Source organism: Bradyrhizobium sp. USDA 4354 (assembly GCF_054060315.1).
The window spans coordinates 5,082,329-5,096,090 of sequence record NZ_JBSSDC010000001.1 but is presented as its reverse complement, the minus strand read 5'-3'; the positions used below and the strand labels follow the sequence as shown (position 1 = coordinate 5,096,090).

The 13,762-nt window shown below is 63.7% G+C and carries 13 protein-coding genes and 1 tRNA gene; 4 read left to right on the top strand and 10 right to left on the bottom strand.

The window, feature by feature from the left end; genetic code table 11:
- Window positions 1-7 precede the first annotated feature (7 nt).
- The 10 genes from nuoG to ACVIIV_RS23550 form a co-directional block, all read right to left on the bottom strand.
- Complete coding sequence (gene nuoG / locus ACVIIV_RS23595) at window positions 8-2,083, bottom strand: NADH-quinone oxidoreductase subunit NuoG (protein ID WP_456746281.1); 2,076 nt, start codon at window positions 2,081-2,083, stop codon at window positions 8-10.
- A 5-nt stretch (window positions 2,084-2,088) separates the two neighbouring features.
- A complete protein-coding gene (gene nuoF / locus ACVIIV_RS23590; protein WP_456746280.1) occupies window positions 2,089-3,414 on the bottom strand; it encodes an NADH-quinone oxidoreductase subunit NuoF in 1,326 nt (441 codons plus the stop codon).
- 15 nt (window positions 3,415-3,429) lie between these two features.
- Entirely contained in the window at window positions 3,430-3,636 is a 207-nt protein-coding gene (locus ACVIIV_RS23585; RefSeq protein WP_456746279.1) for a hypothetical protein, read from the bottom strand.
- Entirely contained in the window at window positions 3,636-4,247 is a 612-nt protein-coding gene (gene nuoE / locus ACVIIV_RS23580) for an NADH-quinone oxidoreductase subunit NuoE (protein WP_061877839.1), read from the bottom strand. Before nuoE ends, ACVIIV_RS23585 begins: the two co-directional genes overlap by 1 nt.
- A 12-nt stretch (window positions 4,248-4,259) precedes the next feature.
- Window positions 4,260-5,237: an FkbM family methyltransferase gene (locus ACVIIV_RS23575; protein WP_456746278.1), complete on the bottom strand. Its 978-nt coding sequence runs from the start codon at window positions 5,235-5,237 to the stop codon at window positions 4,260-4,262.
- Window positions 5,237-6,433, bottom strand: coding sequence for an NADH-quinone oxidoreductase subunit D (locus ACVIIV_RS23570; RefSeq protein WP_456746277.1), 1,197 nt, complete (start codon window positions 6,431-6,433; stop codon window positions 5,237-5,239). Before ACVIIV_RS23570 ends, ACVIIV_RS23575 begins: the two co-directional genes overlap by 1 nt.
- Before the next feature lie 2 nt (window positions 6,434-6,435).
- Window positions 6,436-7,047: an NADH-quinone oxidoreductase subunit C gene (locus ACVIIV_RS23565; protein WP_456746276.1), complete on the bottom strand. Its 612-nt coding sequence runs from the start codon at window positions 7,045-7,047 to the stop codon at window positions 6,436-6,438.
- 11 nt (window positions 7,048-7,058) lie between these two features.
- The gene (locus tag ACVIIV_RS23560) at window positions 7,059-7,646 is read right to left on the bottom strand and encodes a NuoB/complex I 20 kDa subunit family protein (protein ID WP_407119092.1); all 588 of its coding nucleotides are present in this window, start codon (window positions 7,644-7,646) and stop codon (window positions 7,059-7,061) included.
- Window positions 7,637-8,002: an NADH-quinone oxidoreductase subunit A gene (locus ACVIIV_RS23555; RefSeq protein ID WP_008136158.1), complete on the bottom strand. Its 366-nt coding sequence runs from the start codon at window positions 8,000-8,002 to the stop codon at window positions 7,637-7,639. Before ACVIIV_RS23555 ends, ACVIIV_RS23560 begins: the two co-directional genes overlap by 10 nt.
- A 744-nt stretch (window positions 8,003-8,746) precedes the next feature.
- Entirely contained in the window at window positions 8,747-10,996 is a 2,250-nt protein-coding gene (locus ACVIIV_RS23550; RefSeq protein WP_456748803.1) for a TonB-dependent siderophore receptor, read from the bottom strand.
- A 376-nt stretch (window positions 10,997-11,372) separates the two neighbouring features.
- Here ACVIIV_RS23550 and ACVIIV_RS23545 point away from each other — a divergent pair, with 376 nt between their 5' ends.
- The 4 genes from ACVIIV_RS23545 to pepT all read left to right on the top strand — a co-directional run bounded on the left by ACVIIV_RS23545 (window position 11,373) and on the right by pepT (window position 13,712).
- Window positions 11,373-11,576, top strand: coding sequence for a hypothetical protein (locus tag ACVIIV_RS23545; protein ID WP_027575321.1), 204 nt, complete (start codon window positions 11,373-11,375; stop codon window positions 11,574-11,576).
- Between the two features lie 159 nt (window positions 11,577-11,735).
- A tRNA-Asp gene (locus ACVIIV_RS23540) sits at window positions 11,736-11,812 on the top strand.
- A gap of 203 nt (window positions 11,813-12,015) precedes the next feature.
- A complete protein-coding gene (locus tag ACVIIV_RS23535) occupies window positions 12,016-12,345 on the top strand; it encodes an HU family DNA-binding protein (RefSeq protein ID WP_456746275.1) in 330 nt (109 codons plus the stop codon).
- 119 nt (window positions 12,346-12,464) lie between these two features.
- On the top strand, window positions 12,465-13,712 hold the full coding sequence (gene pepT, locus ACVIIV_RS23530; RefSeq protein WP_456746274.1) for a peptidase T: 1,248 nt from the start codon (window positions 12,465-12,467) through the stop codon (window positions 13,710-13,712).
- The last annotated feature ends 50 nt before the right edge of the window (window positions 13,713-13,762 follow it).

Here is a 13,762-nt window from a genome sequence, read left to right as displayed (position 1 = left end):
ATCACGCTCACTCCGCTGCGGTCAGCATGTGCCCGGAGGCGAGGCGCGAACATTCCGCCATCACGGCGGACGCACGCGCGATTGGGTTGGTCAGGTAGAAGTCCTCGACCAGGGGCTTGAACGGCGCCTTTTCCGGCGAGCCGCCCTTCCCTGCAAGCTTCTTGATCTGGTCGGCGGAGCCGGCCTCGATCTGGCCGAGACGGATCAGATGCGGCACGGCCTTGAACATCGCCTGGCGCAGCGCCGCGAGCGAATCGTAGCCGAGCTTCTTGCCGAGCGCCTCCGACAGCGCGCGAATGATCGCCCAGTCCTCGCGGGCTTCGCCCGGCGGGAACGCAGCGCGGCCGGTCATCTGCACGCGGCCTTCGGTGTTGACGTAGATCGCGGACTTCTCGGTGTAGGCGGCGGCCGGCAGGATCACGTCGGCGCGATGGGCGCCGCGGTCGCCATGGGTGCCGACATAGACGACGAAGGTGCCGTCCGGTACCTTGATCTCGTCGGCCCCGAGCAGGAACAGCAAGTCCAGCGTGCCGAACGTCGTCATCTGCGCGGCGTTCAGGCCTCCGCTCGTTGCCGAGAAGCCGATATCGAGCGCACCGACGCGCGAAGCGGTCTCGTGCAGCACGCCAAAGCCGTTCCAGCCGTCCTTGACCGCGCCGACATTGAGCGCGAGCTTGGCGGCGGCGGCCAGAATGGCGGCGCCGTCGTGACGGGCGGCCGCACCGGCGCCGACCAGAATGATCGGGTGCTTGGCGTTCTTCAACACATCCATGAAGGAGTGCTTGCCGGCCGCGAGCTCACTGAGCGTCTCGGTGCCTGCGCCGAGGTGATCGTAATCATAAGTCAGGTCGGCTTTGGCGCCGATCACGCCGACCTTGAAGCCGCCGGCACGCCAGCGCTTGCGGATGCGGGCGTTGAACACGGCCGCCTCTTTCCGCGGATTGGCGCCGATGATGAGCAGCGCATCGGCCTGCTCGACACCTGCGAGCGTCGGATTGAAGATGTAGGAGCCGCGGCCGAGTGCGGGATCGAAGGCATCGCCGCCCTGAACCGCCAGATTGGTCGAGCCGTATTTGGCCAAGAGATCCTTCAGCGCGAACATCTCCTCGACGCCGGCGAGGTCACCCGCGATCGCGCCGATGCGCTTGCCGTCGGTGCGCGCCGCCTTGGCGGCGATGGCGGCGAAGGCCTCCGGCCAGCTCGCCGCGCGCAGCTTGCCGGCTTCGCGGATATAGGGCCGGTCGAGGCGCTGGGTGCGCAGGCCGTCGACGATGTGGCGGGTCTTGTCGGAGATCCATTCCTCGTTCACGGCCTCGTTGATGCGCGGCAGGATACGCATCACCTCACGGCCGCGGGTATCCACGCGGATCGCAGATCCCAGGCCGTCCATGACGTCGATCGACTGGGTCTTGCCAAGCTCCCAGGGACGCGCCGCGAAGGCATAGGGCTTCGAGGTCAGTGCGCCGACCGGGCAGATGTCGACGAGATTGCCTTGCAATTCCGACGTCAGCGCGTGCTCGAGATAGGTCGTGATCTCCATGTCCTCGCCGCGGCCGGTTGCGCCCATCTCGGGCGCGCCGGCGACTTCCGCCGAGAAGCGGACGCAGCGCGTGCACTGGATGCAGCGGTTCATCGAGGTCTTGACCAGCGCGCCGAGGTACTTGTCCTCGACAGCGCGCTTGTTCTCGGCGAAGCGGCTAGTGTCGACACCATAGCCCATCGCCTGGTCCTGCAGGTCGCACTCGCCGCCCTGGTCGCAGATCGGGCAATCCAGCGGATGGTTGATGAGAAGGAATTCCATTACGCCTTCGCGCGCCTTTTTCACCATCGGCGATCGGGTCGAGATCTCCGGCGGCTCGCCCTTGGGGCCCGGACGGCAATCGCGTACGCCCCAGGCGCAGCTCGCGACCGGCTTCGGGCCGCCCTTCACCTCGACGAGGCACATCCGGCAATTGCCAGCGATCGACAGCCGCTCGTGGTAGCAGAAGCGCGGAATCTCGGCGCCGGCCGCCTCGCACGCCTGGAGCAGCGTGTACTCGGCGGGGACATCGATCTCTTTGCCGTCGATGATGAGCTTGGTCATGTCTCTTACTCCGCCGCGACCATGTTCACGGGATCGCGGACGCCGATATCGTCAATGTCGGCCCTATGCGAATATTGGTCGATGCGCGCTTCGATCTCGTGACGGAAGTGCGTGATCAGGCCCTGGATCGGCCAGGCCGCCGCGTCGCCGAGCGCGCAGATGGTGTGGCCTTCGACCTGCTTGGTCACTTCGAGCAGCATGTCGATCTCGCGCTTGTGGGCGCGGCCTTCGGCCATGCGGGTGAGCACGCGCCACATCCAGCCCGTGCCCTCGCGGCACGGCGTGCACTGGCCGCAGCTCTCATGCTTGTAGAAATAGGAGATGCGGGCGATGGCGCGGATCAGGTCGGTCGACTTGTCCATCACGATCACGGCCGCGGTGCCGAGACCCGAGCGCAGCTTGCTCAAAGAGTCGAAATCCATGGGCGTGTCGATGATCTGCTCGGCCGGCACCATGCGCACCGACGAGCCGCCGGGGATTACGGCCTTGAGATTGTCCCAGCCGCCGCGGATGCCGCCGCAATGCTTGTCGATCAGCTCGCGGAACGGGATGCCCATGGCCTCTTCGACATTGCAGGGCCGCTCGACATGGCCGGAGATGCAGAAGAGTTTGGTGCCGACATTGTTCGGACGGCCGATGCCGGCGAACCAGGCTGCGCCGCGGCGCAGGATGTCGGGCGCAACGGCGATCGACTCGACGTTATTCACGGTGGTCGGGCAGCCGAACAGACCGACATTGGCCGGGAACGGCGGCTTCAGGCGCGGCTGGCCCTTCTTGCCTTCGAGGCTTTCGAGCAGAGCGGTTTCCTCGCCGCAGATATAGGCGCCGGCGCCGTGGGCGACGTAGAGGTCGAACGGCCAGCCGTTGACGTTGTCCTTGCCGATCAGCTTGGCCTCATAGGCCTGGTCGATCGCGGCCTGGAGGCGCTCGCGCTCGCGGATGAACTCGCCGCGGACATAGATGTAGCAGGCATGCGCGTTCATCGCGAAGCTCGCGATCAGGCAGCCCTCGACCAACAGATGCGGATCATGCCGCATGATCTCGCGATCCTTGCAGGTGCCGGGCTCGGACTCGTCGGCGTTGACGACAAGATAGCTCGGCCGGCCGTCGGTCGATTCCTTCGGCATGAAGGACCATTTCAGACCGGTCGGGAAGCCGGCGCCGCCGCGGCCGCGCAGGCCCGACGCCTTCATCTCGTTGATGATCCAGTCGCGGCCCTTATCGATGATATTCTTGGTGCCATCCCAGGCGCCGCGGCGCCGCGCACCCTCCAGCCCCCAATCGTGGAGGCCGTAGAGGTTCTTGAAGATGCGGTCCTTGTCCTCGAGCATATCAGTGCTTTCCGATCAACGATTGGACTGCTTGTAGGCAAGTCCGGCGGCGCAGATGCCAAACGTCAGCGCCCACAGCGAAGCCGATTCCAGCGATGCGTTCAGGCCGAAGCGCTGCAGCAGGAAGATGAAGGCGGCCGCCACCACGGCGTGCATCGCGATGAAGCCCCACTTCTTCATGGCACCGCTCCCCTGCGCTATCGACGAAGCGAGATCACGCATCAGGTGGTCTCCTTCAGCGTGGTCGGTCCGGTGATCGGCGCCGAGAATTGGCGGCCGTTCTGCGGACCGGGCTTGGGCGGATTGCCCGAAGCAAAGCCGTCGAGCACCTTGCCGAAGCTTTCCTTGGTCAGGTCCTCATAGGTGTCCTTGCCGATCAGCACCATTGGCGCGTTCACGCAAGCGCCCAGGCACTCCACCTCTTCCCAGCTGAAATTGCCGTCCTTGGAGAGATGGAAGGGCTCGTGATGGATGCGGTGCTCGCAGACGTGGATCAGATCCTCGGCGCCGCGCAGGCGGCACGGCGTCGTGCCGCAGACCTGGACGTGGGCCTTCTTGCCGACCGGGGCGAGCTGGAACATAGTGTAGAAGGTCGCAACCTCCAGCACGCGGATATAGGGCATGTCGAGCATGTCGGCGATGACGCGGATCGCGGCTTCCGAGACCCAGCCCTCGTTCTGCTCCTGCGCGCGCCACAGGATGGCGATGACCGCAGAAGCCTGGCGTCCGGCCGGATATTTCGCGATCTGCTGCCTGGCGAATGCGAGGTTCTCCTCCGTGAACGCGAAGCTCGCGGGCTGGACTTCCTTCGGTGCTAATCGGCGAACGGACATCTGTTCAATCTCTCACTGGATGCGGCGCGCGGACTTCGCACTCAGGTTCTTGGCATTCAGGGCTTCGATCCTGTCCTGCCAGAATGCGCTTGCGGTGCCGAAAACGTTGTAACCGACGTGGGTCGAGACCTTGATGCGATCGAGGATCGACAGCTCGGTCACGGTCTCCATCCGGTTGCTGCGCGGATCGAACACGATCAGCTTCAGCGGGGTCTGCTCGAGGATGTAGCGCGACACCGCATGCGAGCGGTCGCTGCCGTGCTCCTCGCACATGATGACGCTGTCGGCCTGCAGCAGCCGGACGCCGCCCTTGATCGCCTCGATCTCGACGCCTTCGACGTCGAGCTTGATCAGGTACTTGCCGGTGCCGGCGACCTTGCCGTCATCGATCAGATCGTCGAGCGCAATGACCGGCACTTCTTCACCGCCCACAGTCGGATCGCCGGCGATGCTGAAGGCCTCGTGCTTGGTGCCCGACAGTTGCGCGGTGCCGCGGGCGGCGCCGATGGCGCATTTCATGGTCTCGAAGCGGTTGCCGTTGACCCGCGCATTGTTGGCGAGCTTCGGATAGTTCTGCCCCGACGGCTCGATCGCGATCGCCTTGTGCGCACCGAACGGCTTGCTCGACACCAGCACCGACCAATAGCCGTAATTGGCGCCACAATCGAGCAGCGTGTAGTCGACGTCGATGGAGTCGGCGAACAAGAGCTCGAGCTCGTCTTCATAGTTGTACGAGCGGTTGAGCAGCTTGCTCCAGTAGCCGTCGCCGTAGGGGAATTCGAACACGGCGTCGGGGTTGAGCTTGATCGCGATGTTGCGCCTGGGCAGCGTCTTCGCCAGCAAATTGGCGCAGGCGATGTAGCCCATGTGCGAGAAGTGCGAGGAGATCTTCGATCCCGTCACCAGCGCCAAGGCAGCCGTCCGCTCCCACAGGTTGGCCCCTTCAAGGGCCCCCGAGGCGCGGTCAAACTGGATTGGCGCCTGCGCCATCACCGATCGACCTCTCCGAACACGATGTCGAGCGAGCCGAGGATCGCCGAGACGTCGGCGAGCAGATGGCCGCGGCAGATGTGATCCATCGCCTGCAGATGGGCAAAGCCCGGCGCGCGGATCTTGCACTTGTAGGGCTTGTTGGTGCCGTCGGAGACGAGATAGACGCCGAACTCGCCCTTGGGCGCCTCGACTGCGGCATAGACTTCGCCGGCCGGCACGTGGACGCCTTCGGTGTAGAGCTTGAAGTGATGGATCAGCGCTTCCATCGAGCGCTTCATCTCGCCGCGGCGCGGCGGGGCGACCTTGTTGTCGGCGACGACAACGGGGCCCTTGCCGTCAGGCGCATTCAGCTTCTGGATGCACTGCTTCATGATGCGCACGGACTGGCGCATCTCTTCCATGCGGATCAGGTAGCGGTCGTAGCAGTCGCCGTTCTTGCCGATCGGAATGTCGAAATCCATCTCGGCGTAGCACTCATAGGGCTGCGACTTGCGCAGGTCCCAGGCCGCGCCCGAGCCGCGCACCATCACGCCCGAGAAACCCCACTCCCAGGCTTCCTTCAGCGGCACCACGCCGATGTCGACATTGCGCTGCTTGAAGATGCGGTTGGCGGTGAGCAGCCGGTCGAGGTCGTCCACCACCTTCAGGAACGGATCGCACCAGGCCTCGATGTCGTCGACCAGCTTCTGCGGCAGATCCTGATGTACGCCGCCGACGCGGAAGAAGGCCGCATGCATGCGGCTGCCCGAGGCGCGCTCGTAGAACACCATCAGCTTCTCGCGCTCTTCGAAGCCCCACAGCGGCGGGGTCAGCGCACCGACGTCCATCGCCTGCGTGGTGACATTGAGCAGGTGCGAGAGGATGCGGCCGATCTCGCAATAGAGCACGCGGATCAGCTGGCCGCGGCGCGGCACCTCGATGCCGAGCAGCCTTTCGGCAGCGAGGCAGAAGGCGTGCTCCTGGTTCATCGGCGCGACGTAGTCGAGCCGGTCGAAATAAGGGATCGCCTGGAGATAGGTCTTCTGCTCGATCAGCTTCTCGGTGCCGCGGTGCAAGAGACCGATATGCGGATCGACGCGTTCGACGATTTCACCGTCCAATTCGAGCACGAGACGCAACACACCGTGAGCCGCAGGATGCTGCGGCCCGAAATTGATGGTGAAGTTGCGGAGATTTTCAGGTTGCTCGTTCATGATCAGACCTTCGGCCCCGCCTTCTCGTCACCGGGAAGCGGATAGTCCGCCCCTTCCCACGGCGAGAGGAAATCGAACTTGCGGAATTCCTGGTTGAGCCGGACAGGCTCGTACACCACCCGCTTCTCCTGGTCGTCGTAGCGGACCTCGACGAAGCCGGTGAGCGGGAAATCCTTGCGCAGCGGATGCCCCTCGAAGCCGTAGTCGGTGAGGATGCGGCGCATGTCGGGATGGCCGACGAAGAACACGCCGTAGAGATCGTAGGCTTCGCGCTCGAACCAGTCGGCACCGGGGAAGACGTCGATCAGCGACGGCACCTGCGTGGTCTCGTCGGCCTGCGCCTTGAGCCGGATCCGCGCGTTCAAGGTCGGGGACAGGAAGTGGTAGATCACGTCGAAGCGCTTCTCGCGATCCGGGTAGTCCACCGCCGTGACGTCGGTGATGTTGACGAAACGGCAGTTCGGGTCATCGCGGAGGTACTTAACCACCTCGACGATCTTGCTGGCCTCGACATCAACCGTGAGCTGATTGAAGGCCACCGAGTGACCGGTCGCGGCGCCCGGAAGCGCGCTAACGATCGTCTGCCCCAGGGCGTCGAGCTTGGCGTCGTCCATGACGTAAAACCTTAGCGTTCGATGGTGCCGGTGCGCCGGATCTTCTTCTGCAGCAGCAGCACGCCGTAGAGCAGCGCTTCCGCCGTGGGCGGGCAGCCCGGCACGTAGATGTCGATCGGCACGATGCGGTCGCAGCCGCGCACGACCGAGTACGAATAGTGGTAGTAGCCACCGCCATTGGCGCAGGAGCCCATCGAGATGACGTAGCGCGGCTCCGGCATCTGGTCGTAGACCTTGCGCAGCGCCGGCGCCATCTTGTTGGTCAGGGTTCCCGCAACGATCATCACGTCGGACTGGCGCGGCGAGGCCCGTGGGGCGAAGCCGAAGCGCTCGACGTCGTAGCGCGGCATCGACACCTGCATCATCTCGACCGCGCAGCAGGCGAGACCGAAGGTCATCCACATCAAGGAGCCGGTGCGCGCCCAGGTGATGAGGTCGTCGGTCGCGGCCACGAAGAAGCCCTTGTCGGACAGCTCGGAATTGACCTCGAGGAAGAACGGATCATTGGCCCCGACCGGCTTGCCGGTCGACGGATCGAGGATGCCCTTCGGGGCCGGTGCGATGACCGGACCGGTGGACGATGCAGGGTTCAATCCCATTCCAGTGCTCCCTTCTTCCATTCATAGGCGAACCCGACCGTCAGCACGGCGAGGAACACCACCATGGACCAGAAGCCGGTCGCGCCAAGCTTGCCGAACGCCACCGCCCAGGGAAACAGGAACGCCACCTCGAGGTCGAAGATGATGAAGAGGATGGCGACCAGATAGAAGCGGACGTCGAACTTCATGCGGGCGTCGTCGAACGCGTTGAAACCGCACTCATAGGCCGACAGCTTTTCCGGGTCCGGCTGCTGGAACGCCACGATGAACGGCGCGATCAGCAACACGAGACCGATGAGGCCCGCTACGCCTATAAAGACGACGAGTGGAAGATAGTTCTGAAGAATGCCGCTCATTGACGAGCCCTTTTTCCCGCAGCCTCGGGACAGCCACGGATTCGTCCGATTTGGAATTATTCTGAGCCTTAGCGCAGTGCACCAATGGGCGCAAGACACGCTCTTTTCAGGCCCTTTGCCGCTCCCAGAACGGTGAAAATCCCGGAATCACCCCGCGGCTGGTATGGAGCAGATCGCCTGACCCAGCAAGGGCAGTCACAGTCTCGCAGGCCGGCAGTTCTGAGATTGCGGCGCAGGGCCCAAGGCAGCTATCGGCCGCGCCTTGACCGAGCAAAATGTACGGCTTTTCTGGTGCGGCTGAGCGTCCAACCCAGGCAACGACCGGCGCAGGCCCCTGCCGCCGCCCCCATGACATATTTTGCCACGGTCCTTTTGCCAAGGGGTCCCAGAGCAGTGCTGCCAAGGAGGCATTGAGGGCGCCACCGCGATCAGGACAGGTGCAACAAAGCACACCTATCCACAGCTGCGAACGATCACAGAGCCATGCGCCACGAAGGGGCCGGGGCTCGCCTGGCGAATGCGTCGGCGGTCAGCTCAAAACCGTCCGCGAGCGCGGCGGCGGCGACTTGCTGGTTGGTCGCTCGCGCCGCGCTCGGATGAGCTTCGGGCTGGGGGGCATGGCCCGTGAGCTCATCGTGACGGCAGATCAGCGGTCGTCCTGGCAGAGCCGAAGGACCGTCACGAACAGTTGGTCCTAGAGCAAGCTCCCTGAGCCTGCCGCGACAGCCCTGCCCTCGCCCGTTCTCACCACTTGTAGGAGACGCTGGCGGTGACACGCCGGCGGTCGCCGTAGAAGCAGGACGTCGGGAACGAACAGCTCGCGACGTAGATCTTGTCGGTTACGTTGATCACGTTGATGGCCGTGCGCCAGTTCTGCCATTCGTAATGAAGGGCGAGATCGCCAAGCACCACCGCGGGAACCTCGAGCGTGTTGGCGGGGTCGGCCCAGGAGGAGCCGACGTAACGTACGCCGCCGCCGAAACCAAACCCTTCGAGCGGACCATCCTTAAAGGTGTAGTCCGCCCAGCCCGAGACCAGAAGCTGAGGCGTGTTGGTCGGCGTCTTACCCACCAGCGACGGATCGAGATCCCTGCTGTTGAAGATGTGATAGGCGGTGAAGGCGCCGATCAGCTTGAGTTCCTTCGTGGCATTGGCAACCGCTTCGAGCTCAATGCCGCGAGAGGTCACCTCGCCAGTCTGGTTCAGCAAGATCGGCGTGCCTGCGGTCGTGGCCACGTTCTGACGCTTCAGGTCGAACACCGAGGCCGTGAAGTAGCCGTCGAACCCCTTTGGCGCGACCTTCACGCCGATCTCGGCCTGTTGTCCGGTTTCCGGCAGGAACAGCTGGTTGCTGGCATTGAGACCGATCACCGGATTGTAGCTGGTCGCATAGGAGACGTAGGGCGCGATGCCGTTGTCGAAATTGTAGATCAGCCCGGCCCGCCCGCTGAACTTGCTGTCGTCGCGGCTGGCGACCGTGGCCCCGGTGTCACGGGCTTCTTGCGTCGTCTCGACCCAGTCATTGCGGCCGCTCAGCACCAGCGTGAAGTTGCCGAGCTTCATCTGATCCTGAAGATAAGCGCCCGCCTGCTTCTGTGTGATCAGGAAGTTGCGGAACGGGGCGCCCGTGAGCGGAATGTTGAGACCGTAGACGGGATTGAAAACATTGATTGAAGGGACGGTGCCGAAATTGAAGTTCTGGTAGTCGTCGATCTGATAGCCCTTGAGATCCACTCCGAACAGCATCGTGTGCCGCACCGGCCCCGTGTTGAAGCGATACTCCAGCTGGTTGTCGAGATTGGCCTGGTTCGCGGTGTCCTTCGCATACCAGTTATAGCGGCCCATCGTGGCTGTATTGATGTTGTCCCAACCGTTGCCGATGTAACCGCGATAGGTCAGGTCGATATGCGCAAACCGCGCGTTCTGCCGGAACGTCACATCGTCAGTGAGATTGCGCTCGAACTGATAGCCTAGCATCTCCTGCTCGCGCGTGAACTTGTCGACGCTGGGGTCGCCGACGAAGAAGCTGGTCGGAATCTTGCCGAACGGCGCGTTGGTCACCGTGCCCTGGTACGGCAGGAAGTTGATGCCGCGGGTGTCCGTCTTCGACGCCGATGCAAGAACCGTGAAGGTCGTATCGGCATCAGGCTTCCAGGTGAATGACGGTGCGATGAAGTAGTTGTTATCAGGCGTGAAGTCGACCTGCGTGCCACCGTTCCTGACCTCGCCGACGACGCGGTAGAACAGCTTGCCGTCCTGGGGCTGCGTCGCGACCGGCCCGCCGAAATCGAAGCCGACATAGGCATTGCCGAAATTGTTGACGCCGGTCTCGATGTAACGGATCGGTTCGGCCGGCGGCATCTTGCTGATGACGTTGACGATGCCGCTCGGGCTCGATCCGCCATAGAGCACCGCGGACGGACCGCGCAGCACCTCGACGCGCTCCATGTTGGACGGCGGCAGACGCCAGCTCGCATAGGACGTGTAGAACAGCTGCATGCCGTCGAGGAACAGTCCGATGTCATCGGACTTGAAGCCGCGGATCAGCCACCAATCGTTGCGCGTGTCCGCTCCGAAGGTCCCTGCCCGCACGCCGGCGGTGTAGCGCAGGACCTCGTCGAGCTTGTTCGGCTTCTGGTCGCGGATCTGCTCGGCGCCGATCACCGACACTGACTGCGGCGTCTCCATGATCGGCGTGTTGGTCTTGGTGCCCGACGAACTGCGGCCGGCGACGTAGCCATTCACCGGGCCACGCGGCGTCTCGACGAAGCCGACTTCGCGCCGTGGCTGCGGCCTGTTCCTGGCGGGGGTCTCTACCGAGGTCCGCGTCGCGCGGCGCTGAGGGGGCGCCGCGGCGCGACGGCGTGCTTCCGGCGCGGTGACGGTCACCGATGGTAGGTTCTGCGTGCCACTCTGCGCGGACGATTGTGCGAGCGATGCCTGCGGCATCAATACCCAAGCGGATGCGGTCGCCAATACGGCCGACCGCAGCATTCCAAGACTGTTCAACGCGCCACCCCAAAGCTGCATGTTTCGAAGCGTCATGCCGCCGGTCCCCGCGGCGACGTGCGCTGCGATGACGCTTATGTGAGCGCGCGCGAATTCCCTAATTGAAAGCTTCTTAGAAAGACTCTTAGAAGCACTCCAGCACTTTGGCCGTTCTAGATGAGCTTGGCTTCCGCCGCCTCCGGGGCGTCCCCACGCCGGATCGACATGCCAAGCTTGGGAAGGGCCGCCTCCACCCCATCCCGGACGAGCCCCGCCAAGCGGGAGATGAAACCATTTTGCGGAACCCGCGAAACCATCCGGAAACAGATGGCCCTTAAGACAAGCGCCCATAGACGGCGGCAAAGCCCGTCGGGAGGCTCAGATGAACCACTCTATTCACTCTGCTGATCGTGCGACCCACCTGAAGATCGTGGTGGTGGCGCTGGTGGCTGGCATCGTCGTGGCCGGCTTCGGGATCGCGGCCCGCACCCATGCCGATTACAGCCAGACCGCCCAGTCCACCCATGTGATCAAGGCCGGCAAGCCCGTGGTGGTGACGAGCGCGGGGACGTCGGAGATTCGCTGATACGGCTCTTCCGAGCTCACCAATGGCCGCCTCCGGGCGGCCTTTTTCGTTTTCCAGAGCAATGCTTAGCCGGGACGCCCTGGGGAAGCGCAACGTCCTTGACTTCACCATGTCCCCCCTTTAAGTCCCCCCTCGTTCCGCGCGCGTTCAGCGAACCACGCGGGAGTAGCTCAGTTGGTTAGAGCGCCGGCCTGTCACGCCGGAGGTCGCGGGTTCGAGCCCCGTCTCTCGCGCCATTTTGGCAATCCTCTCATAGTCTTAGCCCGAGCTTCTCGACGCCTTTGGCGGCTCTGCGAGCTATGCGGGGCGTCCGGCGGGAACTCTCGGCATAGTCAGCCCGCGCCCGAATCGTCTACGCCTGAAAGGACTTAGAGGGATCCCCACGCATTCTCGGCTTTTCCAGGGACTCCCTGTCATTGGACAATTGAGGAGGCCAGTCATGGCTAAGAAGGATCCGGCGAAGAAGGATTCGGCGAAGAAGGCAGCCGCTCCCGCCACCATCACGCTCAAGCACCTCGCCGCAGACATCGCGGAGCGCCGGGACCTATCGAAAAAACACGCCGAGGCCGTCCTGACCGACATGGTCGACCTGATCACCAAGCACCTCAAGAAGGGCGACCGTGTCCGTATCGTGGGCCTCGGCATCCTCCAGGTCCGCAAGCGCGCCGCCCGCACCGGCCGCAATCCTGCCACCGGCGAAGCGATTCACATCAAGGCCAGCAGGAAGGTCGCGTTCCGCCCGGTGAAGGAACTGAAAGAGGCGATCTAGCACTTACGATTCATTAGGCCTGATCGGAGCTCGTTCTGGCCGCATCACAGCCCGCTTTTCTGATATACCGCCAGCTTCCCCAAGACCTGCTCCCTAAAGACTCGGCGGTTTGACCAGAAATGTCCCTCACCTTCTCGCATACCGTGACCGAGCGCTTCCTGCGCTATGTCACCATCGACACCCAGTCCGATCCGGCATCCCCGAGCTCGCCCTCGACCAAGAAGCAGAAGGATCTCGGCCGCGTGCTCGCCGCCGAGCTGAAGGCCATGGGCGTTGAGGACGCGCATCTCGACGACCACGGCTACGTCTACGGAACGATCCCGGCCAACACCGAGAAGAAGGTGCCGGTGATCTGCTTCTGCTCGCACATGGACACCTCGCCCGATGTCACCGGCAAGGACGTCAAGCCGCAAATGGTGAAGAACTATCGCGGCGGCGATATCGTGCTGCCGGGCGACACCAGCCAGGTGATCCGCTTCAATGAGCACCCCGCGCTGAAGAACCAGATCGGCAATGACATCATCACCACCGACGGCACCACGCTGTTGGGGGCCGACAACAAGGCCGGCGTCGCCGAGATCATGGATGCCGCGCATTTCTTCCTCAACAACCCCGATGTGAAGCACGGCACCATCAAGATCCTGTTCACGCCGGACGAGGAGATCGGCCGCGGCGTCGACAATGTCGACCTGAAGAAGCTGGGCGCCGATTTCGCCTACACCATGGACGGCGAGAGCGCCGGCTGCGTCGAGGACGAGACCTTCTCGGCCGACGGCGCCACCATCACCATCAATGGCGTCAGCGCCCATCCCGGCTACGCCAAAGGCAAGATGGAGCACGCGATCAAGATCGCCGCCGCCATCGTCGAGCGGCTGCCTAGGGAAGGCTGCTCGCCGGAGACGACCTCGGGCAAGCAGGGCTTTCTGCATCCGATCGGGATCGAGGGCGCGCTGGAACAGGCGACGCTCTCCTTCATCGTCCGTGACTTCACCGAGGAAGGGCTGAAGGAGAAGGAAGTCCTGCTCGAGACGATCGTGAAGGAGGTGATGAAGGACTATCCGCGCTCGACTTACACTTTCGAGGTGAAGGAGCAGTATCGCAACATGAAGCAGGTGATCGACCGTCATCCGCACGTGCTGGAGTACGCCATCGAGGCGATCCGCCGTGCCGGCCTGCGCCCGATGCGCACCGCGATCCGCGGCGGCACCGACGGCTCGCGCCTGTCCTTCATGGGCCTGCCCTGCCCCAACATCTTTGCCGGCGAGCACGCCTTCCACTCGCGCCTCGAATGGGTCAGCCGGCAGGACATGGAAAAGGCAGTCCAGACCATCGTGCATCTGGCGATGATCTGGGAAGAGAAGGCCTGAAGCTTCTCGCTAGGGATGGCCGGGCTTGCGCCCGGCCATGTGATGAAAGC

Coding starts and splice junctions, on each gene's coding strand:
- nuoG (WP_456746281.1), bottom strand. CDS start 2,083: ATGACCAAGCTCATCATCGACGGCAAAGAGATCGATGTCCCCGCCGAG.
- nuoF (WP_456746280.1), bottom strand. CDS start 3,414: ATGCTCGAGGACAAGGACCGCATCTTCAAGAACCTCTACGGCCTCCAC.
- ACVIIV_RS23585 (WP_456746279.1), bottom strand. CDS start 3,636: ATGCGTGATCTCGCTTCGTCGATAGCGCAGGGGAGCGGTGCCATGAAG.
- nuoE (WP_061877839.1), bottom strand. CDS start 4,247: ATGTCCGTTCGCCGATTAGCACCGAAGGAAGTCCAGCCCGCGAGCTTC.
- ACVIIV_RS23575 (WP_456746278.1), bottom strand. CDS start 5,237: ATGGCGCAGGCGCCAATCCAGTTTGACCGCGCCTCGGGGGCCCTTGAA.
- ACVIIV_RS23570 (WP_456746277.1), bottom strand. CDS start 6,433: ATGAACGAGCAACCTGAAAATCTCCGCAACTTCACCATCAATTTCGGG.
- ACVIIV_RS23565 (WP_456746276.1), bottom strand. CDS start 7,047: ATGGACGACGCCAAGCTCGACGCCCTGGGGCAGACGATCGTTAGCGCG.
- ACVIIV_RS23560 (WP_407119092.1), bottom strand. CDS start 7,646: ATGGGATTGAACCCTGCATCGTCCACCGGTCCGGTCATCGCACCGGCC.
- ACVIIV_RS23555 (WP_008136158.1), bottom strand. CDS start 8,002: ATGAGCGGCATTCTTCAGAACTATCTTCCACTCGTCGTCTTTATAGGC.
- ACVIIV_RS23550 (WP_456748803.1), bottom strand. CDS start 10,996: ATGCTGCGGTCGGCCGTATTGGCGACCGCATCCGCTTGGGTATTGATG.
- ACVIIV_RS23545 (WP_027575321.1), top strand. CDS start 11,373: ATGAACCACTCTATTCACTCTGCTGATCGTGCGACCCACCTGAAGATC.
- ACVIIV_RS23535 (WP_456746275.1), top strand. CDS start 12,016: ATGGCTAAGAAGGATCCGGCGAAGAAGGATTCGGCGAAGAAGGCAGCC.
- pepT (WP_456746274.1), top strand. CDS start 12,465: ATGTCCCTCACCTTCTCGCATACCGTGACCGAGCGCTTCCTGCGCTAT.